Here is a 24,793-nt window from a genome sequence, read left to right as displayed (position 1 = left end):
AAAAATGTTATTAACCATAGCATTTGATAGGAGGTTTACAAAAAATTGTGGAGATTAGTAAACGGTAAATTAATTCAAGAAACGGATCAATCTAGAGTCAAATTTAGAACAAACATTAGTAAAGAAATCATCGATACATTAAGCAAAATGGCTGAAGAAAATGATACGCACATAAATTATTTATTTGAAAACGGTCTAAGAAATTTACTAGCAAATAATATGATTCAATTCTCAAAAGAATCCAGACCAAAGGATCGAGTTCAATATAAAACAACTTACGATAAACAATTATTGGAGAATGCGAAACAATTTGCAAAATCAAATCATTTGTATTTGAACGATATTTTAGAATACAGCACGAAATTTATCGATTTAAATGATATTAAAGATAAACAGTATAAGAATAGAGTAGAGAGAATGTAGTCTTACTATATTCTTATACTTATTGAAACGCCCCGAACATAATATATATTATACACAGCAATTCAAATATTAATAAATCTCATCTCAAAATAAAGTATACTTTAGATAGTGAGACAAAATAAAAAAATTATCGTTTATTTCGAACATTTAATCATTCAATATGCATCCAATACAACTCAGCTATTTTATTGTAGATAATAATATTATTATACATTTACTAAAACCATTTATCTATTAGTTGTTTAAATATTTAATATAAACAATTCTTAGCTTGCTATTTAAAATCAGCAATCATTCCATTTTCGCAATACTATATATAAATTTGGCTTATAGATGCTCAGCGGAACCATTTCTATACATCTCTTCTCTCGTCAAGTTTACATAATATTAGCATTTAACCTTTGCATATAAAAAAACAGAGAACAGATTTAGTTTCTGTTCTCTGGGTATCTCCATCAACAATCGCTTAGTTAAAGCGTCTTTTTTTCTGCGATTAATTTATGATAAAAAGTTGCATTAGACGTATAGATATACGGAGTTAACCATAAGAAACCGATTCCTAGAGACAATAGACATAAGAAGCCCCATCCAATAAAGCTTAAGTTTAACAGGAAGAACTTCCATTTGTAACCAACCATTCTTCTTCTGCTTTCTGTAATTGCTTCAAAAACGGATAGCTCTGGATGATCTTTTAAAATCATAAATGTCTGTGAATATGCTAGCCCTTTGATAATTCCCGGAATTAATAATAATAAAGACCATAAGAATGTAAATATACCTATCATGATAGTCGTACCAATGGATTTTAGAGCTAACCTTGCATCCGTATATATCGTAAAAACCTGCGGAATTTCAGGACTTTTCTCTCTAACGATATCGAGATAAAACCAACTAATTGCTATAGTTAATGGGATTAAAATAATACTAATAATGGCATTTAATATGGATGCTAATGGTGGTGTATAATCTTGATTAAACCAATTTAAAATGCCTCCACTAGCATAAACTTCAACAGAGAAATTTATTACCGTACTTAAAATGAAATATAGGAATGTAAGACCTACTACTTTTCCCCATTCCCCTTTTAATGATTGTCTTGCCTCATACTTAATTGCTGAAATTTTCAATGCATATCCCCCTTTATATATATGTAAAAAGACAGATGTACTTATTTGCTGTCTATTTTATTATAGTAATTATATTGGAATACGAAAATGTTTTTTTGACAAAATACCCCAATAATTAATTTTATATCTATTGATGCGCTGGCTTCTTCCCTCCTCTTTTTCTTTTGCACACACTTTTTCCATAAACTTCTATGTATGGTCCTGCCACCTCTCCTCCTTCTTATATACTTCCTCTATTTAATACGAACATTATAGAGAAAGGTTTCATTATTTTTACACCGTATTCAAGCAACTTGTTTTTAGCTAACTAACTAATTAGATGTATCGCTATTGTTCATACCGTAATTTGTCACCATAAATGAACTATTCCTTTGGGATATAAGATTGCTTTAAGCTTTTTTCTTGTATATATACTGAAATAAAAAGATAATTAAAGAGAAAAATTATATATATTTTTTAGGAGGATCGTACGATGAACATACATATTAGCAAAGCTGCTTTAACTTGGTTTAAAGAAGAAGTAGGGTTAGATACGGGAAGTTATGTGCGCTTTTATCCAATGATTTACGGAAATAGTCCCGTTCAAGAAAACTTTTCACTTGGCTTTTCCATCGAGGCACCTGTTGATGCAATAGCAAGTAGTGAAGCAGAAGGAATTCATTTTTACGTAGAGGAAACAGATGTTTGGTACTTTAATGGGCACGACTTATATGTAGAATTTAATGAAGCAATGGATGAAGTGGAATATCAATATAAATTACCAAAAATAAAAGGTTGAAATATATATAACCGCCGATAAACTGGCGGTTATATGGAATTACATATTAGATGATACAATTTCGTTTTACTAGTTAATTTTTTTAAATTCTTCTATCAATCTATCATTTGTAATCTCGTCAGAATGATGTAAAGTGATATTTGCTCCTAGACTATTAAAAGCTGCTACTGCATTGTCGTATCCTCGTTCAATATGTTCAATCCCAGTAATCGTTGTTGTTCCTTCTGCGATAACACCTGCAAGAATAAGGCATATTCCTGCGCGGACATCGGAAGCATTAACTAATGCTCCATGTAAATTTGATTTCCCTTTAATATGTGCAACACCATTTGTTACCTCTATACTAGCTCCCATTTTGTTCAACTGATATACATGATTAAAGCGGTTCGGATATATAGTTTCCCGAAGTATACTTTTTCCAGTCGCTTGTGTTAGCAATACGGATAAAGGCTGCTGCAAATCCGTAGGAAATCCTGGAAACATAGCGGTTCTTACTCTTGTCGCTCTAATTCGACCATCTAAAAAGGATGTAATATTATTTTCTTTTATTTCAATGCCTACACCAATCTCTTTTAATTTCGTTATACAGGAAGTAAGATGTTCTGGAATAATATCTTTTACTGTAATCGTGCCTCCCGTAATCCCAGAAGAAATCAGAAATGCTCCTGCAATAAGGCGGTCAGGAATAACGCTGTAGGTACAGCCATTTAATTGCTTAACACCTTTAATTTTGATTGTATCTGTACCTGCACCGATGATTTTTGCACCCATTTGATTTAAAAATAACGCTGTATCTGTTACTTCAGGATCTCTTGCGGCATTTAATAGAATAGTTTCCCCTTCTGCTAATACGGCTGCTAGCATACTATTAATTGTCGCCCCTGATGTAATTGTATCAAAATAGATTGTTGCACCTTTTAACTTAGAAGCTTCTACTTCATAATAATCTTTATAAAAAGTGAATGATGCTCCTAGTTTTTCTAATGACTTTATATGCTGATCAATAGGTCTGCTTACAAAATCATCTCCGCCTGGATATCCTAGTGATACTTTTTTAAATTTAGCGAGTAATGCTCCAATAAAATAATAGGCTGTTCTGAATTTACCAGATTTTTCAGGTTCAATTATTGTATTATTTATTTTAGTCGGGTCAATATGGACGTCTCCTAAACTATCTCGATTCATTACACATCCAATTTCATCTCCAATTTGACGAAGCACTCCAAAATCTGCGATGTTTGGGATGTTTTTTAAAATTACGGGTTCACTAGCTAAGCATGCTGCCGCAAGAATTGCGAGTGAGCTATTTTTCGAACCAGGTACTGTTAAGGAACCTTCTAGCTTAGAAGGTCCTTCTATGTTTATCCATCTCATTATAAATCTCCTATTCCACTCATTCTAATCAATGTAAATCCGCAAAAGTGATTTGCGCTTTTTTCTTTTTTATCTCTTGAATTGTTTTTTCTGGAGCACCTAGATCTGTGATAAGAATATCTATATCCTCCATTGGTATGGATTGCATAAACATTTCAAGCCCTATTTTTTCATGGGGTGCAAGGCATACTACTTTTTGGGCAACACTTGATACTGTTTGGGCAAATGCTGCGGCTTCAGGAGTCGACGTACTAATTCCTTTCGCATTAACTCCTCCTCCTGTTAAAAAACAAATATCTAAAGAGAATTTACGCATCATTTCCATAGCAAGACAATCTATCATACTACCAGAAGAAACCTCCCTTAATTTTCCTCCGATTAGATAAGCACTTATATTTTCTTGTGTTCTAATATGTTCTGCAATCTTTAAGGAATTTGTGACGATTGTATAAGGGATATCCTTTGGCAAATACTTTAGCATTCCATAATGAATACCTGCTCCTCCAAGAAAAACAGTATCATTTTTTTTAATAAAAGAAGCTGCTAATTTTGAAATAGCATTTTCATGTGGAGCCCCTACTCCATATCTGATTGATTCTTTCTGTGGCATTGTTCGTACTTTAGGGGTTGGTCCATGAAGAATAGCACCACCATATGTTTTTTGAAGCAAGCCTTGTTCTTCCATAATAGTTAAGTCTCTTCTTATCGAATCAAGAGACATCTCAAATTGAATTGCTAAATCTTTGGCTATTACTTTGCCATCTCTTTCTATAAGTTCTAAAATTCTTTTTCTTCTTTCCTCCGCTAACATATTCTTCCCTTTCCCAATAAGATATAAATTTATATTATTCCGTTTTATTAAGCATTGTCAATTTTATTATTCATTTTTCTTCTTTTTTATTACGTATTGTTCATTTTTCCCGCACCAAGAACATATGTTCCTAACTTTATTTAACAATCATGTTTATGTATTGCTATATAAAAAAATTGCTGCATAAAAGCAGCAATTTCAATCTGTAATGTTTCCCTGAATTAAAGCTCTATATCATATTCCATTCGCTTCGCAGTTTCTGTCATCAATTTAGTACCTACCAAACGCTTTCCAAGATGAAAAGACATATTAATCCCTGCGGAAATCCCTCCTGAAGTAATAATATTCCCTTCATCTACAAATTTAACGTTTTTTACTACATTTACTTCGGGATACTCGTTTTCCAACCTGTCTAGACTTGCCCAGTGTGTTGTTGCTTTTTTTCCATCTAACAAACCTGCTTTTGCTAACAATAATGCACCAGTACAAACAGACGTCATAAATTGTACCTCTTCCATTTGCTGTGATATCCAATGAATAACACTTTCCTTCTTTATTTCGCTCTCTCTTGCCCCAAGCCCTCCTGGAATAATTAAAATATTAAAGGTTGGCATCGTTTCGAAGCTAAAATCAGGGTGCACCTTCAAGCCATTTCTCGCATGTATCATTTGTCCGTTCTCTGAAATGGTATGCACAGAAAATGGTTTCGTCCCATCTTCACTTGTCGTGACAGAGAATACTTCAAATGGACCTGCAAAGTCTAGAACCTCCACATCATTAAATAGAAAAATGCCTACTTTCCACTGTTTATTTTCCATTTTACCCTCCCTAAATCTTTTCTTTCATCATTATAGCTAATAATCCCATTAAGAGGAGTAAATTCTAATAATAAACTTGATAACCTTCTTAATTTTTGAAAAAATAAAACTATCTAAAAGGAAGGCAGGCTATAGAATGAAACAACAAAAAAGAGTGAGAGATTACGGGTTGACAGTTGGTAGACTAGAAACGGGCAGTAATAATGCCATTACAGATGTTGAGGGTGTTACTGTTGGTCATGTTACATTAAGCAATGGTGATATTCAAACAGGTGTTACAGCCATTTTGCCACATCAAGGAAATGTTTTTAAAGAAAAAGTAATCGCTGCAAGCCATGTGATTAATGGTTTCGGCAAAACGATGGGCACCATTCAAATCAATGAATTAGGGACAATTGAAACACCTATCCTCTTAACAAACACATTAAGCATTGGTACTACTGCTGATGCACTCATTGAATATATGCTAAATCAAAACGAGGAAATTGGCAGATCGACTGGAACCGTCAATCCGATTGTCTGTGAATGTAATGATATGTTCCTAAATGACGTAAGAGCACGAAACATTACAAAAGAACATGTTTTCGAGGCTATCGCTAATGCATCTATTGAATTTGAAGAAGGTTCTGTTGGTGCTGGGAGAGGAATGCTTTGTTATTCATTAAAAGGTGGAATTGGTACATCCTCTCGGTTAATGACAATGGAGCATGGGACATATACAATTGGTGTGTTCGCTCTAACTAATTTCGGGATATTAAGTGATTTAACAATAGCGGGGAATCCAATTGGGCAAGAACTAAAAGAATATCTTCTCCAGGCAAAGAATGACAAAGATCAAGGTTCTGTCATTATTATTGTTGCGACAGACCTTCCAGTGTCAGAGAGACAATTAAGCCGCATCATTAAGCGGGCTGTTTCTGGTCTTTCCCGTACTGGCTCCATCATAACAACAGGTAGTGGTGAAATCGTCATTGGTTTTTCAACAGCAACAAAAATACCTCACGAAAAGCCAGCTTCAAGCGTTCCTGTTTCGACAATCCATGAAGAAGATATTGATTTAGCTTTCAGAGCCGTTGGTGAGGCAACAGAAGAAGCAGTGCTCAACTCCTTAATCACTGCAACCCATGTAACTGGTCGAGAAGGAAATGAGCGTCCTGCCCTTAAAGATTTAATCGATAAATATGCAATTAGTCTTAACTAGTAAAAAACCAGACGCCTGTTTTCATACACCGCGTCTGGTTTTTCTTATTTATATTTTCCTTCAAAGATTGTTTCGACTAACGGACGACGATTGGAAGGTAGCTCACGTGCTTGAAAATCTTCTGGCAATGCATCCTTCTCTCCTTGATATCCAATGGCAATTGCTACTTGAACATTATACTCTTCTGGAATATTTAATACTTCTCGTGCTTTGTCCTTATCAAAGCCACCAATTGCATGTGTTTTTAATCCTTCTTTGATTGCCTGTAAGGATAAGAATCCCCATGCAGTTCCACTATCAAATGCATCCATCCGATTTTGGTTATCTGATATAAGCACCGCTAACACAGGCGCATTTTTGCACCACTCTAAGTTTCTTTCAAAAATAAATGAATGAAATAGTTCACGTTCTGCTTGGGTACGAGCAAGGATAAACCGCCATGGCTGCGAATTATTAGCAGATGGAGCCCAACGAGCAGCCTCGAAAACACGCATTAACACTTCTTCTGGCACTTCTTTTTTTAAAAAAGAACGGGGAGACCAACGATTGATAAAAATGGGATCAATCTCATGGTCTGGTTGACGTAATTGTTGTATTTCTTTTTCGTTCATTAATAATCATCCTCAAAAATTTTTTCAGTTCCCTTCCATTTTAATTTTTTCAAAATTACAAATCAACTAATTGATTTCCCTATTTAATAATTACATGCTCATTTTAAGAGGGGTTAGTCTAAATAAGCAGGTTCCTCTGGATGATGTAAATGTTTAAAAGCTAAAAAAATTTGTGATTCTGTATTTCTTGGTATGGATAGACGCGGAAGTTCATTTTCCGCAAAAAAAGCCACGGAACTTGTTTCCATTCCTTCTTTCGCCTCTCCACCTATAATCTCACATTGAATAAACATCTTATATACATGGTATGGAGAAGGTGGATGAGGATGGCACTTCTTGTCTATTACCCCAATTAACTTAACAGCTTTCACATCGAAACCTGATTCTTCCTGAACCTCTTTTACCGCAACTTCTGCCGGAGTTAACCCAATATCTCCCCATCCTCCTGGTAGCGCCCAGGACTGATCTGTTTTTTCTTTTACCATTAAAATTTTCTCGTCTTTAAAAACCACTGCTCGGATATCCACTTTTGGAGTAGCATAACCTGTTTCATTTGCAAAAAGTTCACGAATGATTGACGTATCAACTTTTGTATATTCCGACATCATTTCTATACTCATTTTTCTAATCTCTTCAAATCGTTCTAAATCATATATATCTTTTGAATACGTCAAGCCTGCTTGAGCAATCGCTTGAAGTTGCTTTGCCCACTGTAACCATTTTTGTTCCATACTATGCCTCCCTTTTTATATTTTAGACAATACCAATCATTTCCTTTAACAACCAAACAATTGTATAAAATAAGATGATGACTAATAAAGCTAGAACGAGCATAATCCATACGCCTCTTTTCCTTGCTGAAAAATAAAAATCACGATCCATATATTTATTCATTAATGGATTATACTGACAGACTTTATCCCATAGAGAAAAAAGCCATCCATACATCATAAAGCAAAAAGCGGTAAAAATTGTTAATTTTAGCCACAAGGGTGGGACGAGAATAATAGCCCATGTTGTACTATTGATTAACATAAAATAGCCATAAAAATAACTTGAATTTCGAACCACAATTTTAATAAACAATTCGATCAAGCCATTAATTGGAGTACGCTTTTTAAAAATTCGTTTGGAGTTCCGGAAAAGTAATGGTTTTTTTCTTCTTATCACCACTGGCTTTTCTATTTGCGGCGAAGCCATAAAGATAAATTGAGTAATACTCGATTTTCTTTCTTGCTCCATTTCAATATGTATGTCGAGTGAACCTTTTTTCCCTATCGCTTTCAGACTTAATAGAATCGACAAAATAAGTACTGAAATAGAAATAACATAAACTGGAAGATGATAACCACTATCTATAATACGATACATCCATTGACTGCACCAATTAAAAACCAGAAACAAACAAAGTGTGATGATACTTTTTCGAAAAGTAGAGACAACTTTTCTGATTGGATATTTCAGAAATAGGAGGCACGCTTGTAAAGAACGAAAATAAACAAATAAGACGATAATCTCCTGCCAGCTTAACAAATAATAATTAAGCAAAAAAGGTAGAAGACAACTAAACCCTGCACATATGACAAGCAATTGTTGAAGAAAAGAATAAAGATAAGCCCTTCTTTTTAAGCCACTTAGTAATTCAGGCTTTTTCACCAAAAATACTTTGTCCGCTTCCACAATAAAGGTCCGTATATTTCCGCTCCATGAAAGAAGGTAAAGGAAGAAAAACGGGATGATAAAAGGAATGTTATCAAGCCATTCAGGTAATTCCTTCCACCATGAAAGATATACTGCTGTACAAAAAATAACTGCAGGAATAAGAATATATAAGACTACCGTCCAATCAGCCACAGAACGAAAAACCTGACTTTGAAACTTCCAATTTCTTATTACACGATCATAAAATAGCTGCCTACTTTTCATTCTTAGTACCTTCAGCTAGCATATGAAAACAATCATACAAGGAGCCATCTGGCAATTGGCACTGTCTTCGTATATCCTCTAGCGTGCCTTTGGCAACGAGGTGTCCATCATGAATCATAAGAAATCGATCGCATATCTTTTCTGCTGTATCTAATACATGTGTAGACATCAGGATTCCAGCGCCACGCTTTCGTTCCGCTTCAATCGATCCTAGGAAATGCTTCATCGCATTTGGATCAAGTCCCATAAATGGTTCATCAATAATATATAATAAAGGATTCGTTATCATCGCAAGAACGAGCATTGCTTTTTGCTGCATACCTTTTGAATATTTCGTTGGGTTTTCATGTGCATGTTTAGATAGCTTGTACTTATCCAATAACGTATTTGCCTTTTCCTTATAAGCTAGTTCTTCTAAACCTTCCATTGCCGCAACAAAATCAAGATGTTCCCATAAAGTTAATTCATCATAAAAAATCGGCCTTTCTGGTAAATAAGAATAAGTGATACCATCTTTGGATGAAATCTCTCCATCTAATTGGTCCATTAAACCAAGCAGACTTTTAATCGTTGTGCTTTTGCCAGCCCCGTTTGGTCCTATTAAGCCAACCAACTCCCCTTTTTCAATTGCGAAATGAATGTCTTTGATGATGTCTTTCTTTTTTTCATAGCCAGCTGATTCTATCGCTACACGTAAAAGAGACATGTCCACACCCTCCCTCTCTTGTTACAAGTACATACGAGTGAAAAGAGGAAAAAGTTTCTATATTGAATAAGAAAGATGTATTTTTTCCCATATAGATACAACTTGCCAATAGTAATAAAGTGGAATGGTTATACAATAATATTATGCAATAGTTCGTGTTTGGAAAGAATTATATAAAAAAGTCCGTTGTTATTACCCGCGGTCTGAATACACTCATTTTCCATGGGCTATGGGCTTTGCCTGTGGGGTCTCACCTTTCTCGCTGATCCTACAGGAGTTTTTGTGTATTCAGACTGCTCAGTTCTTCCATAGAAATGAAGTTTTTCTATTTCCATAATCGTTTATAGAAAAACAATCTAAAGTTCTATTACTTCTTTTTCTGCAATATGATTCTCATAGAAAGTAGCGTTAGCAGTATATACGTAAGGAACTAACCAAAGAAAGCCAATTCCGATGGAAAGGATACAAAGTAGTCCCCAGCCAATAAAGCTTAGACCTAACAAAAAGTACTTCCACTTGTATCCATCCATTCTTCTTCTACTTTCAGTAATTGCTTCAAAGATTCCAAACTCTGGATTATCCTTTAACAGCAACATCGTTTGGGAATAAGCTAACCCTTTAATAATTCCAGGAATAAGGAACAATAAGGACCATAAAAAGGTAAAAATGCCAATCATGATATTTGTGCCAATCAGCTTCACAGATAGTGCAACATTTGTATAAATGCTAAAAATTTGAGAAACTTGTGGATTTTCAGTACGTACTAAGCCAAGATAAAACCAAATAATGCCTACAGTTAAAGGAATATACAAAAGAGAGATGATAAAATTTCCAAATTCAGAGCCGACAGGAGAGTATTCCTGATAAAGCCAATTATGTATCCCACCACTAAATAAAATATCAACGATTGTTGTGAGAACCATACTAACAAAGAAATAAATGAAAGATATGAAGACACCTTTTCCCCAATATCCTCTCAGAGCTTGCCTTGCTTCTGTTTTAATTTGTTTTATTTTCATTTCTATTCCTCCTTATTCCAAATTAATGAAACCATCCTCCTGTCATTCCTAAATATAAATATGCGTAATATTCCCATTTATGAAAAGGAAAAAGGCTATGCTTAGCAAGAGAATAAAAAAGATAGATGCAGTTAGGTACATTACCTTTCTGCATCTATCTTTTTTTCTTTCATTTATACAGCTTGACTATCCATTTTCACAATCATTTTGCTTCCGACAAGCTTGACTAAATCTACCACTCGATTTGAATAGCCCCATTCATTGTCATACCATGCTAGTATTTTCACTTTATTGTGGCCGATAACCATTGTCGATAAAGCATCAATAGTTGCAGATTCGGTCGTTGTATTAAAATCAATAGAAACTAAAGGCTCCTCCGTAATAGCAAGAATACCTTTCAAATTCCCCGTTGATTCCTTCTCAAAGGCTCGATTAACTGATTCTCTCGTCACATTTTTTTCTAAATCAACGACTAAATCTACTAAAGAGACATTCTGTGTTGGCACTCTTAATGCCATTCCATGGAGTTTCCCTTCTAAGTGTGGAAGAATCTCTTTCAAAGCCTTTGCAGCACCTGTCGAAGTTGGAATAATATTTTGCCCACAAGATCTTGCACGCCGTAAATCATTATGTGGATTATCTATATTGTTTTGATCATTTGTAAAGGAATGAATCGTTGTCATTAATCCATTCTTTATCGTAAAATGTTTATCTATAACCTTAGCAATTGGCCCTAAACAATTGGTTGTACAGGAGGCATTCGAAATAATATGGTGTTTATCCATATTTAATACCTCTTCATTCACTCCCATTACGATGGTTGCATCAGCATTTACCCCAGGAGCTGTAAGCACTACTTTTTTCGCGCCGGCATGTAAATGCATTGCTGCTTTATCTCTATTGTTAAATTTCCCCGTAGCTTCTACAACGATATCAATATCCAGTTCACTCCAAGGTAATCTTTCTGGATTGCGATTATTTACTATTAGAATCTCTTGACCATCTATTAGAATCGAATGATCCTTAGTTACTACTTTTCCAGGGAATTTCCCATGAATTGTGTCATACTTTATTAAATGTGCTATCGTTTCAGAAGGATAACTGGCATTAATAGCAGTAATATGTATATTTTCATCATTAATAGCATTCCTAAGCACCATTCTTCCGATTCTCCCAAAGCCATTAATTGCTACTGATATTGTCATATCATCCGCTCCTTTTTAAATATGTTATACTAATAATAATTAATCTTCAATAAGTATAACACATATAAAGTAAAATACATCTTATTTATTGAAATAAGATGTATCATTCTTTCTTATTTGGTTTTAAGAGTAGATAAACATTACTATCTCTTTAGTCAACAACCCACGATTGAAGTCACGAGGATTCTCGGCTAAAGCCTAAATCACTCGGTGTTGTAGCTTCTTTGGTATTTCGAACAAACCAAGATATAATAGTAGTGCTATCACGAATATTTTTATTTTTGATGTCTTTTAACAAATAATAGACACTCTCTTGATTAGAAAATGTTTCAAATCCTTTAAAAATAGATCCTATCTTATGATAATCCGTATTGGGGCATTCAATTAGTCCATCAGTTGTAAGGAAGATATGTGTTATTCCTTTTCTCAATTCTTTCACACCTAGATTATAAGTGGGCACATCTTGATGAAAGGTACTATTTTGTCCAATCCATTCATAGAAGCTTCGATGATTTTGCTGGTATTCTCCCAATTTTGAAAACTCTGGATGATTTAATGCGAGTATGCAGTCGCCAATTGATAACCACCATAAATAGTTTTTTTTTCGCACAACGATTAAACATGCAGTTTCTCCTTGAATCATTTTGCATTGCGCTAGAAATTCCTTGCTGGCGAAATGGTTTAAGAAAAAAGAAGTAATTTGTGGGAATACTTTATTTAGTGGCAATTGTAGAATTGTTTTTATCTCCTCTTTTTTTTCATCCATACTTTTTATCACTAAATCTGCGCTTTGTGCTGTATCATGTGCATCTAAAAGGGTCGCTAATTCCCAATCATCTTGTTCATTTATCCAGATTAAGCAGCCATCTTCATTTTTGTATTGACCTACAGAAGAATTTCCTCCAAATCTGCCTAATACTAGATTATTTTTCAGCTGAAGAATGTTAATTTCATCGATATAATCCTTGTCACTGCCTACCCATTTATATTCCATAATTTTCTGCCTCAAATATTAAACAGCATTTAGCCATTTTCCATTCCCCCTATGATAAAAATGGATAAAAACCAATTAATTCGCTAACAAAGTCAATAAGTCTTATGAAAAAATTTCTGATGAACAACTTTTATATCTTTAACCATGTAGAATTTCTCCTGATACTCTTGATATTTTTCTAAAAAAAGAGCCTTGCTTACCTCTTCAAACTGTTTATTCCATTGAAACATTTTAAAGAAAATCTTTAAGGTAGGCTGATAATGTGCAGTTTCAAAACCAAGCTTCTGTTTAATAAATCTTTTTATAATGCGAAAGATTCGAATAAAATAGTTCGTATCCAAGAAAATAATAATTTCGGCTTGTCGGAAGCTACTATTCACCCAATCTTCATTATGTACTCCTTCGATAATCCATTTATCTGTTTGGACAATCTCATGTAATAATTTCTCTCGTTCCTCTTCGGTTCTTCTGCTATCTCCATTTTCCTTTCGCATCCAAACGACATTATCGAGTTCATAATATGGAATTTCTAGTTTCGTTGATAATTCCTTCGCTAATGTTGTTTTTCCACTACCAACAGAACCAATGATATGAACTTTAGCTGGAGCAGTTTTCACCATTCAACACCTCCCTATGATAGCCGATTATTATGCATGAGAGGTAAGTGGAAAAAGGATTGGTTCAAGGTTTTCAATCTTTCTCGCATGTCGAATAAATAAAACATCTGAACTCTCTGCAACTATATAATTTCCTTTGCTTTTTAAATCATCTGGTATAAAATGAAATATCACTTTATTCATCGTTTCCGTAAAAAGAGAGGAGAGAAGAGCTTCCATATTTACAATAGATGCACTAATCACATCATATATATGTAATTCATCCTCTATTTTTTCATAAATAACAATAACATCTTCTTTTTCAAAATAATAAGTGATTTCATGAAAAACTTCGATTAAATAAAAGAATAGCAAATGAGTATTCTGTTGTACTCCACAAATGGTAGAAACAGGAGCCCGCTTATCAGCAAGTCTTTTCATGAGACAAAAGTCCTGGCTATTATTTACATCTAACTTTCGAATAATGGAGGGATTCTCTTCTTTCATATGGCAACCAACAGTCAAGTCCATATGAAAGCTCCTTTCCTGCAACCTACCAAATCCAAATTTCGGATAAAAATCAAGAACAGATGAATTAGCAAATAAATAGATAAAATCATACTGGTGTTCATATTTCGAAATAATATGATTGATTAATTTAGCCGATAATCCTCTATTCCGGTAGTCTGGATGTGTCATGACAGTACCAAGCTGAAGTGCCTTATACGCTTTTTTATGAAGGATGATATCCATTTTATTAATCGAAACATTGGCTATCACTTTTTCACCATCTAAAAAGGAATAACAAATATAGTCATCATTCCAGCAACCAAGCTGATCCCATCTGGAAAAGTCGATTTGAAAAACTTGTTTAGCTAATTCTATAAAACTCTTTTTATATTGTATGTTTTCTTTATAATTCGATATTATTGAATAGGGGCTCATTTACTTTCTCTCTTTTATTATTTTTCTATGCTTAAAGATACCTTTCCACTATCTCGGAAAGACGCATCTGCTACTTTTTCTACTATCATTTGTCCATCTTTCACAAGGATAACCGATACACAGCAATTGTCATGATGGGGGAATCCTTCACTATTTAAGAGGGACTTCATCAAAAAGCCAATAGTGACACCATGTGAGAAGACTGCTATATTTCCACCAGTATCTTTATGTGCAGATATGATATCCTCAACTGCAGCTTTTGTTCGATTTATTAAATCAGTAAAAGATTCTCCATCTTGCACTTTACTTTCCACATCTTTAAAGGAAAAAAGTCTATCCAGAATATCACCATGCTCCGCAATAATGTCTGCCTGTAGCATTGCTTCAAACATACCAAAATTCATTTCCTTTAATCGTACATCTTTTGTTAATTGAATTTTTCTCGTACCTAATGCATATTTAGCAGTATCTAAAACTCGCTGACTATCACTTGCATAAGCAGCTACAAAGGGAATATCTACTAAACCAGCTCCTACAGATTTCGCTTGCAGTATCCCATTTTCCGTTAAGGGAGAATCACAAAATCCTTGCATCCTTTTCTCAATATTATATTGGGTCTCTCCATGTCTTATAAAATATAATCTCAATTCGTTATCCATTCCAAACATCCTTTCTTTTTATTTTTCACAGGATAAAATCAAGAAAAGCGGAATTCTCTTCCGTCTTTCAAAATCTTTTTTTTGCTCAAAGTTCTCTTGCTTTGGCATACCTTCCCGTAAATCTGTTACTTTATAGCCTGCTTCCTTTAACAGCCGAAAATATTCTTCGATTGTCCGATGATACTTAACTACATCTTCGCCTATCCATTGCTCTGTTCTTTCTCCCATTGAAAAATAATCATCCACAATCCAATTCGTTCTTTTCTCCGAGGAAGCGGCGCTCTCAATTGTAGAAAGCAATAGTGGGTGTTGAACACTGAAGACAAATTTCCCATCTTCCTTTAACTGATTATATATACCGTGAAAAATCGTATGTAAATCTTTTATATAATGAAATACTAAACGGGATACAACTATATCGACCTTGCTATTCATAAAATCCCAATCTTCCAGCTTAGAAAGATAAACCGAAGCAGTTGTTCCATTTACATGCCGGGAAGCTTCGTCAAACATTCGCTTGGAGCCTTCCACTCCAATATAGCTTTCTGCACCTTTCCCTAAAAGCTCGAGTCCAAACTTTGCATCTCCACATCCTAAATCTAGAATAGACTTTCCTTTCATTTCTCCCAATAGCTCATAGAAAATCGGCCTTTCTATACTGTTATTGGGACTCGAATCTCGATTTCTTCTAGCTCGGTAATTTTCAAAAAATTGCACATTATCGTATACAGAAGAACCTTTATATGCCATATATCCACCTACCAAATTTCCCGAATTTTTTTACAATCAAATCTACTAAAATATCATATCCTTCTTCACCGAAATGAAGACCATCATTATGTATACCTTTTAATTTATCCTGATAATCTTTGAAAGATCTACATGTTTCTATTCTATTTTATACCATTGGAAAGGATTCGTCTTATTCTTATAAAAATAAAATAGGTCTTGTTCGGTTTGAAATAATGATAAATAAAGGGAAATATATGCTATGATTTTATAATAATAACAATAAGTCGGATAACTTATTGATGCTAGGATATTTTGAACTTTCTTGGAGGTTTGGTTTTGAAAGAATTAAGATGGGCTGTATCCCAAGATTTGCAGCACTATCCAAGTTTTTTTCATAATCATCGATGAATACTGTTTCTTTTGCAGGTAGATTCATTCCTTGAAGTGCATGCTCAAATATCAATGAACTTGGTTTGTTTACGCCAAGTTCGAAATTAAATGTCAGCTGATCAAAATATTCATATAAACCTGCGTTTTTTAAGACTCTCACAATAGATGGATCTGTATCTGATATAACGCCAATTTTATACTTTTTTTTCAATCCTTGAATTGTCTTTTTTGCATCGTCATAAAAAACATAATTGGAATCGTTATATACTAATCACAAGCAATTATTTCTGCTTGTTGTTCAGATAATTTAATTTCAGGCAGCATTTTACCAAATGTTTTATAAAAATTTATATATCTTTCAAGTTCCTCCACTTCCTTTTTGTATATTTCAGGTTTTAAACATTCATTTGCTTTTAAAAATGCTATATGAAGCTTTTCCTTTGGTATGGAATGAAGTAATTCTATATTTATAAATTCTAAAGCTTTTGCAGTTATTTTCCAATCACCAGTATAAGGACGAAAAATTGTCCAGCCAAGATCAAAAAATATCCCGCGTAACGGTTTATTTATTATCATAGACAAACTCCTTGATAAAATAATAGGATACTAACTTCCCGCAACAATTACTAGTATTCCGTTTACTTCAAACGCAAATATTCTTATCTAATTTTAGAAAAACAACAAATTTAAATATTACAATTTTAAACCTGGTGAGAACTTTCACAAAGGTTTCGAAAATCCTGTGCTCTCAGCTTTATATCCCATTTTTCTATAAAATTGGTGTGCATTTGCTCTTTCTTTACGATTTCCGCTATTTAAAACGATTCCAACTGCGCCGATTTTTTTCGCAAAACTTTCCACTTCATTTAATAATAGCTTTCCAATCCCTTTGTTTCGATAATTAGCGCCTACTACGAAGGCAATGACTCTAGCATAAATACCATCTTTATTGTATAGAATATCTGTATGAAATCCGATCATCCCAACCACTTTCATTTCATAGCAAGCTACTAAAGTATAATGATTGGGACTAGCTTCAATAGCATGTAATCGAATCCTCATTTGCTTAACGGTAGTCGGATAGCCAAGTTGATCCATCAATACAGCTAATTCCTTTATATCATTTAAAGTTGCTTCTCTTATCTCCATTTCCCTTTCCTCCTCATGATACATTTGACAGATAAAAGCATTTTCAATCCATGAAATAAATTATTTGCTATACAAAAAGAAATACCGATAATTCACTTATCCTTTTCGCTCCTCTAAACGCTTTTCTGCATGTTGAAAACCCCATTTCATAATAATAGGCACACAAAATAAGATAAATAATAAGCGAAATAACTGATAGGTTGTGATAATCGGCAAGTTAGCATGAACAGATTGTCCTAGCACTGCCATTTCCGCCATTCCACCAGGTGCTAACCCAATAAATGCAGTTAATAAGGAGATATCACTGTCTAGGCTAATTAAAATATAACCAAGTAATAATGAAAAAAGAACGAGTAAAGTGGAAGTTATCGTTACAACACTTAAAAACTTCGCCTTATTTTCGATATTTCCAAATTTAATTTGCAGTCCAAGATGAATACCTATTAATGTTTGCGCAACACAGGTTAAAGTAATAGGAATTGCTGGCACATCCATCCCAGCAATTGATATTGTCGCAATAAGGAGCATCGGACCAATCATAAACGGTGCTGGAAACTTCCACTTTTTCACTAAGCTTGCGATAAGATAGCAACAGAAGAGGAGCAGAAAAATCATCCAATGATAGCTTACACTGCCTGTTGTAGTAGCTACTGATGAAGTTGCTTGATTTCCATATAAAATCGGGCTATAAACAAGGAGTGGAACGAGAATGATAACGGATAAGATACGGCTTATTTGAATAACTGTTACAACAGTTAAATCAATTCCTTTAATTTCAGAACTGATGGCAATCATTTGGGATAAACCACCAGGAATACTACCTGCAACAGTTGATTTTAAATTGCTGTGTGTTAACTTCGAAGTGATAAACGCAAGGATTAAACTAAAAGCAATCATGATAACAGTCATTAAAAGCATCGATGGTAAATGACTACCCATTTCTACTAATGTCTGTTTCGTGAATTGCTTTCCAATGAGGTATCCAATGACAAGGAGCCCGATATCTCGAAAAGAGAAAGGTAATTTAGGAGAATTTTTGGCAAGTCGAACATAAAGAATCGTACTGAACATGGGGCCAAGTAGCCAAGCAAGGGGAAGTTGGCATACTTGAAACACCCATCCTCCAAGTACAGCACTTAAACATAATAAAAGTAATGACATGATTTCGATCCCTTCTATAAAAATAAGTACTCTCATTATACTACTTATTTTCCCTTAAAATGAAGGACTACTTTCATTTTTTGATAATCATTAGTTGCCTTTATAGCTTATTTCCTTTACTTTTACTTTTTGCAGCACCCATTCTTGCTTATTCCAAGTCCACCAAGTTTCCAAGTAGCCAATGGTATCAACAGCAGCTAATCCACTTATCCGTTGTTTTCCCTTGATAGCAGTTTGATTATTTAGTCTAGTTACCTTTAACTCAGAAAATGGAGATAAGATTAACTCGGTCGGTTCATTTAATCTTCCTTTATGGTAAAGGCCAAGCTTTTCATAATGATGTCTGCGATCATATAAATCAAAAATATACATTTTTTCTTTATTTATCTTTAATTCTGCTTTATATGCATCCTTAAACTGGCTTTCTACTGATGCTAACTCTGGTTTTTGCAATTCTACTAATTTATTTCCTTGCAACTGAAAGAAATAAAAACTCTTCTCTGTTCCTCTTTCATTCGCAGATACAGATAGCAATAATTCTTTATGGTGATCATCATTTATATCCATTATATGTAATTTAGGATCAAAGCCACCTTCAACGGCTAACGTTGCAGTCTTATCTTTTTGAATAGAAACATCAAGAAATAATTCCTTAAAAAAATTACTATTTTCAGGTTGATCTGAAGCATCTCCCTTTAATTGAATCATTTCTTCTTGCCCATCACTTGTAATATCCGTTTTTTCTTCTAGGATAAGTTTATTGGTCTTCTCATCCTTCTCCATTGCATAAACACCAGTAATAGCAGTTAAAGTCATTAAAAAGAAAGCACTCAAAGCAACAAGTAATTCCCTTCTCATGCTAAAACCTCCTAACATCATAATAATTTTAGCATGTCCTTTTTTGGAAAAATCATGTAAGTAAGGAAAAGAATTTTTAAAAAATAACGGATAGTTGATTTTTTGATGCTGGATATGTGTATTGGTTTTGGATGGAGAGGCAGGAACGCTATTTTTCGCTTAACCCTAGTTAAAAGTGGTTTTCATTCCTTTGATGAACACCATTTTTCCCTTAGCTCTTACCGAAAGTGGTTTTGATTTCCCTGTTGAACATCATTCTTACCGTATCCATCCCAACAAATTCTAGCTTTCATCACTTACTATATATCTCATAATCGCTCCCGCTCTATAATACAAGTATTTCAACAAATGAATGCCAATACACCAAACAAAAAAAGACTCCCAATCGCAAAGACACTTTGCAAATTGGGAATCTCTTTTATTAGTTATGCTTCCTCTTGACTAGCTTTTTCTTCCCACAATTCGATAATCTTTCCTGCCTCTGTTTCATCGATAACAAAGGAGCCATTCGAATAGCGATCATTAAAGCGGAGCTCTGCAATTTTCACAGATTCTATCTCCCCTTTTTCTGTTTGTATGTAAACTGTATCTTGTGCTTTGACAACAGCCATACCAACAATTCGATGTGGGTTTGCTTTTAATTCACGAAGCATAATTAACCCACGTTTTGCTCTTCCAGAGAATTCAAATTCAGAAAGCTTCATTTTCTTGATAGAACCACGCTGTGTAATAATCACGATACTTTCTGCTTGCGGATTTGTAATTACTTTTCCAGCTACCACATAATCGTTGTCTTTTAGATTAATACCTTTGACACCTGCTGCTCTTGCTCCAACTATATTGATTTCTTCTTCATGGAATCGTAAAGAATAACCTATATGTGTGGCAATTAACACTTCTTGTTTGCCATTAGTAAGGTGAACATCAACTACTTTATCATCACCTTTAAGATTAATGGCTACTAGCGGTTTTGAATAGCGTTGTGCTCTATAATTAATCAATTCTGATTTCTTAGCCATTCCATTTTTCGTAAAGAAAAGCAGATATTGAGATTGTTCAAAATCCTTAATTGGCATAGCATTTATAATTGATTCGTCTCGGTCAATTGGAATAATATTAGAAATATGCTGTCCTAGATCCTTCCAGCGTATATCCGGTAATTCATGAACAGGTAAATATAAATAGTTTCCTTTATCTGTGAATAATAATACTACTTCTGTTGTGTTCACATCAATTTTAGAAAGAATTCTATCCGTATCCTTCATTCCGAAATCCTGGCCATTGCTTGCTGCGTAAGAACGTTGACTTGTTCGTTTAATATACCCATCCTTTGTGACAGTTACAATCACATCTTCACTCGCCACTAATACTTCAAGATTAATTTTGATTTCCTCAATTTCATCTTGAATCAATGTGCGTCTTTCACTAATAAAGCGTTTTTTTACTTCTTTTAGTTCCTTTTTAATAACAGAAAGCAATTTCTTTTCACTTGCTAGAATTGCGGTCCACTCTTCAATTTTTTCTGCTAATTCTGCAGCCTCTGCTTCTAATGCAGTTATATCTGTATTCGTTAAACGATATAGCTGTAATGAAACGATTGCTTCTGCTTGTGGCTCCGTAAATTGATAAGCAGCGATTAAGTTATTTTTCGCATCTCGTTTATCTTTAGATGCACGAATCGTTGCGATTACTTCATCCAATATCGATAGCGCCTTAATTAAACCATCAACAATATGTTGACGATCCTTGGCTTTTTGTAAGTCAAATTCTGTACGTCGTTTAATTGTTTCCTTTTGATGTTCAATATAGGCATCTAATAAAGCAATGATGCCCATTAGTTTCGGACGTTTGTTATGAATGGCAACCATATTAAAGCTATAAGTGATCTGCAAATCGGTGTTTTTAAATAAGAAATTTAAAATCCCGTTTGCATCGACTTCTTTCTTCAGCTCAATGACAATACGCAAGCCTGTTCGATCGGTTTCATCTCTAACCTCTGCAATTCCTTCTACTTTTCGATCTAATCGCAATTCATCAATTTTTTTAACGAGATTGCTCTTATTTAACTCATAAGGAACCTCCGTAATAACGATTTGCTGTTTGCCGCCTCGTAATGTTTCAATTTCCGTTTTCCCGCGGACAATAATTTTCCCTTTTCCAGTTTCATAGGCTTTTTTAATGCCTTCTACTCCTTGGATAATACCGCCTGTTGGAAAATCCGGTCCTTTAATGTGCTTCATGATGTCTTCAACCGTACAATTTGGCGAATCCATTCGCTCAATCACACCATCAATTACTTCCCCTAAGTGATGGGGTGGTATATCTGTTGCATATCCAGCCGAGATACCTGTTGAACCATTCACTAATAGGTTTGGGAATTTTGCAGGCAGAACGGTCGGTTCGTTGGATGTATCATCAAAGTTTGGGATGAAATCAACGGTTCTTTTTTCAATATCACGCAGTAATTCAGCTGAAATAGCAGATAGCCTTGCCTCTGTATAACGCATTGCTGCTGGCGGATCACCGTCAATGCTTCCGTTATTTCCATGCATTTCAATTAAGACATTTCGAACCTTCCATTCTTGACTCATCCGCACCATGGCGTCATAGACAGAAGAATCTCCATGTGGATGATAGTTACCAATTACATTACCGACTGTTTTGGCTGATTTCCGAAAATGTTTATCATGTGTATTACCTTCTACATGCATGGCATAAAGGATACGGCGCTGTACAGGCTTCAACCCATCCCTCGCATCAGGAAGTGCCCTCTCTTGAATGATGTATTTACTATACCGTCCAAAACGGTCACCGATAACATCTTCTAAGGGTAGATCACGATATTGTTCTAATGAACTCATGATGGACTTCCCTCCTCTGCAACCGTAATATTTTCATTTTCTAAAATGTTCCCTTCATCTTCTAATCCGAAGGCAACATTTGATTCAATCCATTTTCTACGTGGCTCTACTTTATCTCCCATTAATGTTGTTACACGACGCTCAGCCCGTGCAAGATCATCAATTTTCACCCGGATTAACGTTCTTGTTTCTGGATTCATTGTTGTTTCCCACAGTTGATCTGCATTCATCTCGCCTAGACCTTTATAACGTTGCAGGATATATCCTTTACCAATCTTCTTAATCGCATCTTGCAGGTCATCATCACTCCATGAATATTCGATGACTTCTTTTTTTCCAGAACCTTTGCTTACCTTGTATAAAGGTGGTAAAGCGATATATACTTTCCCAGCTTCAACTAGTGGTTTCATATAGCGATAGAAAAACGTTAACAGAAGTACTTGAATATGAGCTCCATCGGTATCTGCATCCGTCATGATAATGACTTTATCATAGTTAGCATCCTCTACCTTAAAGTCCGCTCCAACCCCTGCACCGATAGCATGGATGATTGTATTAATCTCTTCATTTTTAAAAATATCTGCTAGCTTTGCTTTTTCTGTATTGATAACTTTCCCACGAAGAGGCAGTACCGCTTGGAAACGACGGTCTCTTCCTTGCTTCGCAGATCCACCAGCTGAATCCCCTTCCACTAAATAAAGTTCATTTTTCTGTGGATTTTTTGATTGCGCAGGTGTGAGCTTACCAGAAAGAACCGCTTCGCCACGCTTACGCTTTTTGCCGCTTCTTGCTTCTTCTCGCGCTTTTCGAGCTGCTTCTCTTGCTTGTGCTGCTTTAATAGACTTTTTAATCAAAAGAGAACTTACTTCAGGATTTTCTTCAAAGAAATAGGCTAGGTGTTCAGATACGACCGCATCTACAGCTGATCTTGCTTCACTTGTGCCTAATTTACCCTTTGTTTGTCCCTCGAATTGTAGTAAATCTTCTGGTACACGAACAGACACAATCGCAGACAGCCCTTCCCGAATATCAGAACCATCTAAGTTTTTGTCTTTTTCTTTTAGGAGGCTGACTTTTCGAGCATATTCATTAAACATACGTGTCATCGCTGTTTTCGCGCCAGCTTCATGGGTACCGCCGTCTTTTGTACGAACATTATTCACAAATGACAGAACATTTTCGGAATAACCATCGTTGAATTGAAAGGCATATTCTACTTCAATTCCATTGCTCTCTCCCTCTAGGCTAACAACTGGATGAAGAGAATCTTTCTCTTCATTTAAATATTCTACAAATGCTTCAATCCCATTTTCATAATGGAAAACACTTTGCTTATTGTTTCTTTCATCAATAATTTCAATTCGCAGTCCTTTTAACAAAAAGGCAGATTCTCTTAATCGCTCACAAAGTGTTTCATAATTGTACGTTGTTGTGGAAAAAATCGCTGGATCTGGCTTAAAGTGAATCGTTGTTCCAGTTTGGTTTGTTTTCCCGATTCTTTCAAGTGTCGAAACAGGTTTACCACCATTTTCAAAACGCTGTTCATAAACAAAACCATCACGCTTAATATTTACAACAACCCATTCTGATAACGCGTTAACTACAGATGCGCCTACACCATGCAGGCCACCACTTGTTTTATAACCACCTTGTCCAAATTTTCCTCCAGCATGAAGAATGGTAAAGATAACTTCAGGTGTTGGCTTTCCAATCTTATGCATTCCAGTTGGCATTCCACGTCCTTTATCCTTCACACTTATGGAATTGTCACGATGGATTTTTACAATAATCGTATCTCCAAATCCAGCCAGTGCTTCATCGACTGCGTTATCTACAATTTCATATACAAGATGATGCAAACCTCTAGAATCTGTACTCCCTATATACATCCCAGGACGCTTCCTTACAGCTTCTAATCCTTCTAACACTTGAATGGCATCATCATTATATTCGAATGCTTGCTGATTCTTTGCCACTGACATACCCCTTTCACTTCTACAAATCCGACATATTATCTTTCTATGTATCATGTCGAACAATTGTTTATGTATTCGTCTAAAAAATGAATTATCCTCTTAAATATTAAAATTTAATGGAATAACTACTTTTCTTTATTAGACGACCTTAAAAGAAGGCTTCTCTTTCCACCTTCTTTTTCGCTTTCAAATTTATTGAATTTTTAATAAACAGTTGTTGATACCAATTCCAAAACAGAACAATTGTTCTTACATCGTATTGTAGCACATAATCTCATTTTTCACGTTCATTTTTTTCATTTTATCTTTCGATTTTTTCCCGGCAAAACCAATATTATACCAATCATCAAAAAAGCAAAAGTATTTTTTTAAAAGGTTTCCCTCTATTTATCTATATTATGTTAACACAGATTCTTAGGAAAAACGAATAAGTTTATTAAATCAGTTTCCATTTTTAGCATATGATAACGTTT

General features: G+C 34.7%; 24 protein-coding genes and 1 pseudogene. 3 read left to right on the top strand and 22 right to left on the bottom strand.

All coding sequences use genetic code 11. From position 1 onward, the window contains the following. Positions 1-45: 45 nt before the first annotated feature. Positions 46-423, top strand: a complete 378-nt coding sequence (locus tag ACWNMZ_RS17410) for an rRNA methyltransferase (protein WP_251628250.1) — start codon at positions 46-48, stop codon at positions 421-423. A 470-nt stretch (positions 424-893) separates the two neighbouring features. Here ACWNMZ_RS17410 and ACWNMZ_RS17405 read toward each other — a convergent pair whose 3' ends face one another. Then, positions 894-1,550, bottom strand: coding sequence for a DUF975 family protein (locus tag ACWNMZ_RS17405; protein ID WP_235251517.1), 657 nt, complete (start codon positions 1,548-1,550; stop codon positions 894-896). 472 nt (positions 1,551-2,022) lie between these two features. On the opposite strand from ACWNMZ_RS17405, the gene ACWNMZ_RS17400 reads away from it, so the two are divergent. Then, positions 2,023-2,328 carry a HesB/YadR/YfhF family protein gene (locus ACWNMZ_RS17400; RefSeq protein WP_031537757.1) on the top strand — a complete coding sequence of 102 codons (306 nt, stop codon included), beginning with the start codon at positions 2,023-2,025 and terminating at the stop codon, positions 2,326-2,328. Positions 2,329-2,397: 69 nt separating this feature from the next. On the opposite strand, the gene murA is transcribed toward ACWNMZ_RS17400, so the two are convergent. From murA to ACWNMZ_RS17385, 3 genes are all read right to left on the bottom strand, one after another. Next, on the bottom strand, positions 2,398-3,702 hold the full coding sequence (gene murA / locus ACWNMZ_RS17395) for a UDP-N-acetylglucosamine 1-carboxyvinyltransferase (protein ID WP_251628249.1): 1,305 nt from the start codon (positions 3,700-3,702) through the stop codon (positions 2,398-2,400). 28 nt (positions 3,703-3,730) lie between these two features. Next, positions 3,731-4,513 carry a DeoR/GlpR family DNA-binding transcription regulator gene (locus ACWNMZ_RS17390; RefSeq protein ID WP_251628248.1) on the bottom strand — a complete coding sequence of 261 codons (783 nt, stop codon included), beginning with the start codon at positions 4,511-4,513 and terminating at the stop codon, positions 3,731-3,733. A 221-nt stretch (positions 4,514-4,734) separates the two neighbouring features. Beyond that, positions 4,735-5,331: a DJ-1/PfpI family protein gene (locus ACWNMZ_RS17385; protein WP_031537761.1), complete on the bottom strand. Its 597-nt coding sequence runs from the start codon at positions 5,329-5,331 to the stop codon at positions 4,735-4,737. A gap of 136 nt (positions 5,332-5,467) precedes the next feature. Between ACWNMZ_RS17385 and ACWNMZ_RS17380 the strand changes: the two genes are divergently transcribed. Next, the gene (locus tag ACWNMZ_RS17380) at positions 5,468-6,532 is read left to right on the top strand and encodes a DmpA family aminopeptidase (protein WP_251628247.1); all 1,065 of its coding nucleotides are present in this window, start codon (positions 5,468-5,470) and stop codon (positions 6,530-6,532) included. 44 nt (positions 6,533-6,576) lie between these two features. On the opposite strand, the gene ACWNMZ_RS17375 is transcribed toward ACWNMZ_RS17380, so the two are convergent. The 18 genes and pseudogenes from ACWNMZ_RS17375 to parE form a co-directional block, all read right to left on the bottom strand. After that, positions 6,577-7,143 carry a nitroreductase family protein gene (locus ACWNMZ_RS17375; RefSeq protein ID WP_235251518.1) on the bottom strand — a complete coding sequence of 189 codons (567 nt, stop codon included), beginning with the start codon at positions 7,141-7,143 and terminating at the stop codon, positions 6,577-6,579. 113 nt (positions 7,144-7,256) lie between these two features. Beyond that, the gene (locus ACWNMZ_RS17370; RefSeq protein WP_031537765.1) at positions 7,257-7,874 is read right to left on the bottom strand and encodes an NUDIX hydrolase; all 618 of its coding nucleotides are present in this window, start codon (positions 7,872-7,874) and stop codon (positions 7,257-7,259) included. Positions 7,875-7,896: 22 nt separating this feature from the next. Further along, on the bottom strand, positions 7,897-9,069 hold the full coding sequence (locus tag ACWNMZ_RS17365; RefSeq protein ID WP_251628245.1) for an ABC transporter permease: 1,173 nt from the start codon (positions 9,067-9,069) through the stop codon (positions 7,897-7,899). After that, positions 9,059-9,775 (bottom strand): ABC transporter ATP-binding protein, encoded by a 717-nt coding sequence (locus ACWNMZ_RS17360; protein ID WP_251628243.1) that lies wholly within the window; start codon positions 9,773-9,775, stop codon positions 9,059-9,061. The genes ACWNMZ_RS17365 and ACWNMZ_RS17360 overlap by 11 nt, the downstream gene beginning before the upstream one ends. A gap of 356 nt (positions 9,776-10,131) precedes the next feature. Then, positions 10,132-10,794, bottom strand: a complete 663-nt coding sequence (locus tag ACWNMZ_RS17355) for a DUF975 family protein (protein WP_235251522.1) — start codon at positions 10,792-10,794, stop codon at positions 10,132-10,134. A gap of 173 nt (positions 10,795-10,967) precedes the next feature. Further along, positions 10,968-11,999, bottom strand: coding sequence for a glyceraldehyde-3-phosphate dehydrogenase (locus ACWNMZ_RS17350; RefSeq protein WP_235251523.1), 1,032 nt, complete (start codon positions 11,997-11,999; stop codon positions 10,968-10,970). 175 nt (positions 12,000-12,174) lie between these two features. Further along, positions 12,175-12,993 carry a protein phosphatase 2C domain-containing protein gene (locus tag ACWNMZ_RS17345; RefSeq protein ID WP_251628241.1) on the bottom strand — a complete coding sequence of 273 codons (819 nt, stop codon included), beginning with the start codon at positions 12,991-12,993 and terminating at the stop codon, positions 12,175-12,177. Positions 12,994-13,085: 92 nt separating this feature from the next. Further along, positions 13,086-13,613: an AAA family ATPase gene (locus ACWNMZ_RS17340; RefSeq protein WP_251628240.1), complete on the bottom strand. Its 528-nt coding sequence runs from the start codon at positions 13,611-13,613 to the stop codon at positions 13,086-13,088. 27 nt (positions 13,614-13,640) lie between these two features. Next, positions 13,641-14,534 carry a GNAT family N-acetyltransferase gene (locus tag ACWNMZ_RS17335; protein ID WP_031537775.1) on the bottom strand — a complete coding sequence of 298 codons (894 nt, stop codon included), beginning with the start codon at positions 14,532-14,534 and terminating at the stop codon, positions 13,641-13,643. 17 nt (positions 14,535-14,551) lie between these two features. Further along, positions 14,552-15,193, bottom strand: a complete 642-nt coding sequence (locus tag ACWNMZ_RS17330; protein WP_048717473.1) for a histidine phosphatase family protein — start codon at positions 15,191-15,193, stop codon at positions 14,552-14,554. Between the two features lie 18 nt (positions 15,194-15,211). Then, the gene (locus ACWNMZ_RS17325) at positions 15,212-15,943 is read right to left on the bottom strand and encodes a class I SAM-dependent DNA methyltransferase (RefSeq protein WP_031537778.1); all 732 of its coding nucleotides are present in this window, start codon (positions 15,941-15,943) and stop codon (positions 15,212-15,214) included. Positions 15,944-16,190: 247 nt separating this feature from the next. Then, positions 16,191-16,562: pseudogene (locus ACWNMZ_RS17320) on the bottom strand (HAD family hydrolase); the annotation flags it as partial. 20 nt (positions 16,563-16,582) lie between these two features. Continuing rightward, the gene (locus ACWNMZ_RS17315; protein WP_251628238.1) at positions 16,583-16,891 is read right to left on the bottom strand and encodes a hypothetical protein; all 309 of its coding nucleotides are present in this window, start codon (positions 16,889-16,891) and stop codon (positions 16,583-16,585) included. Positions 16,892-17,035: 144 nt separating this feature from the next. Beyond that, positions 17,036-17,464 (bottom strand): GNAT family N-acetyltransferase, encoded by a 429-nt coding sequence (locus ACWNMZ_RS17310; RefSeq protein WP_251628237.1) that lies wholly within the window; start codon positions 17,462-17,464, stop codon positions 17,036-17,038. 96 nt (positions 17,465-17,560) lie between these two features. Continuing rightward, positions 17,561-18,661: an AbrB family transcriptional regulator gene (locus ACWNMZ_RS17305; protein ID WP_251628236.1), complete on the bottom strand. Its 1,101-nt coding sequence runs from the start codon at positions 18,659-18,661 to the stop codon at positions 17,561-17,563. Positions 18,662-18,715: 54 nt separating this feature from the next. Beyond that, positions 18,716-19,483: a hypothetical protein gene (locus ACWNMZ_RS17300; protein ID WP_031537785.1), complete on the bottom strand. Its 768-nt coding sequence runs from the start codon at positions 19,481-19,483 to the stop codon at positions 18,716-18,718. A 425-nt stretch (positions 19,484-19,908) separates the two neighbouring features. After that, positions 19,909-22,344: a DNA topoisomerase IV subunit A gene (gene parC / locus ACWNMZ_RS17295; protein WP_251628235.1), complete on the bottom strand. Its 2,436-nt coding sequence runs from the start codon at positions 22,342-22,344 to the stop codon at positions 19,909-19,911. After that, positions 22,341-24,320 (bottom strand): DNA topoisomerase IV subunit B, encoded by a 1,980-nt coding sequence (parE, locus tag ACWNMZ_RS17290; protein ID WP_284561089.1) that lies wholly within the window; start codon positions 24,318-24,320, stop codon positions 22,341-22,343. The genes parC and parE overlap by 4 nt, the downstream gene beginning before the upstream one ends. Between the last annotated feature and the right edge of the window lie 473 nt (positions 24,321-24,793).

This window comes from Niallia sp. Marseille-Q9988, assembly GCF_976954375.1.
This window is presented reverse-complemented; position numbering and strand designations above follow the sequence as displayed.

Coding starts and splice junctions, on each gene's coding strand:
- ACWNMZ_RS17355 (WP_235251522.1), bottom strand. CDS start 10,794: ATGAAAATAAAACAAATTAAAACAGAAGCAAGGCAAGCTCTGAGAGGA.
- ACWNMZ_RS17360 (WP_251628243.1), bottom strand. CDS start 9,775: ATGTCTCTTTTACGTGTAGCGATAGAATCAGCTGGCTATGAAAAAAAG.
- ACWNMZ_RS17315 (WP_251628238.1), bottom strand. CDS start 16,891: ATGATAATAAATAAACCGTTACGCGGGATATTTTTTGATCTTGGCTGG.
- ACWNMZ_RS17345 (WP_251628241.1), bottom strand. CDS start 12,993: ATGGAATATAAATGGGTAGGCAGTGACAAGGATTATATCGATGAAATT.
- ACWNMZ_RS17400 (WP_031537757.1), top strand. CDS start 2,023: ATGAACATACATATTAGCAAAGCTGCTTTAACTTGGTTTAAAGAAGAA.
- ACWNMZ_RS17375 (WP_235251518.1), bottom strand. CDS start 7,143: ATGAACGAAAAAGAAATACAACAATTACGTCAACCAGACCATGAGATT.
- ACWNMZ_RS17380 (WP_251628247.1), top strand. CDS start 5,468: ATGAAACAACAAAAAAGAGTGAGAGATTACGGGTTGACAGTTGGTAGA.
- ACWNMZ_RS17325 (WP_031537778.1), bottom strand. CDS start 15,943: ATGGCATATAAAGGTTCTTCTGTATACGATAATGTGCAATTTTTTGAA.
- ACWNMZ_RS17300 (WP_031537785.1), bottom strand. CDS start 19,483: ATGAGAAGGGAATTACTTGTTGCTTTGAGTGCTTTCTTTTTAATGACT.
- ACWNMZ_RS17335 (WP_031537775.1), bottom strand. CDS start 14,534: ATGAGCCCCTATTCAATAATATCGAATTATAAAGAAAACATACAATAT.
- ACWNMZ_RS17330 (WP_048717473.1), bottom strand. CDS start 15,193: ATGGATAACGAATTGAGATTATATTTTATAAGACATGGAGAGACCCAA.
- parC (WP_251628235.1), bottom strand. CDS start 22,344: ATGAGTTCATTAGAACAATATCGTGATCTACCCTTAGAAGATGTTATC.
- ACWNMZ_RS17350 (WP_235251523.1), bottom strand. CDS start 11,999: ATGACAATATCAGTAGCAATTAATGGCTTTGGGAGAATCGGAAGAATG.
- ACWNMZ_RS17390 (WP_251628248.1), bottom strand. CDS start 4,513: ATGTTAGCGGAGGAAAGAAGAAAAAGAATTTTAGAACTTATAGAAAGA.
- ACWNMZ_RS17370 (WP_031537765.1), bottom strand. CDS start 7,874: ATGGAACAAAAATGGTTACAGTGGGCAAAGCAACTTCAAGCGATTGCT.
- ACWNMZ_RS17365 (WP_251628245.1), bottom strand. CDS start 9,069: ATGAAAAGTAGGCAGCTATTTTATGATCGTGTAATAAGAAATTGGAAG.
- ACWNMZ_RS17385 (WP_031537761.1), bottom strand. CDS start 5,331: ATGGAAAATAAACAGTGGAAAGTAGGCATTTTTCTATTTAATGATGTG.
- murA (WP_251628249.1), bottom strand. CDS start 3,702: ATGAGATGGATAAACATAGAAGGACCTTCTAAGCTAGAAGGTTCCTTA.
- ACWNMZ_RS17340 (WP_251628240.1), bottom strand. CDS start 13,613: ATGGTGAAAACTGCTCCAGCTAAAGTTCATATCATTGGTTCTGTTGGT.
- ACWNMZ_RS17305 (WP_251628236.1), bottom strand. CDS start 18,661: ATGAGAGTACTTATTTTTATAGAAGGGATCGAAATCATGTCATTACTT.
- ACWNMZ_RS17310 (WP_251628237.1), bottom strand. CDS start 17,464: ATGGAGATAAGAGAAGCAACTTTAAATGATATAAAGGAATTAGCTGTA.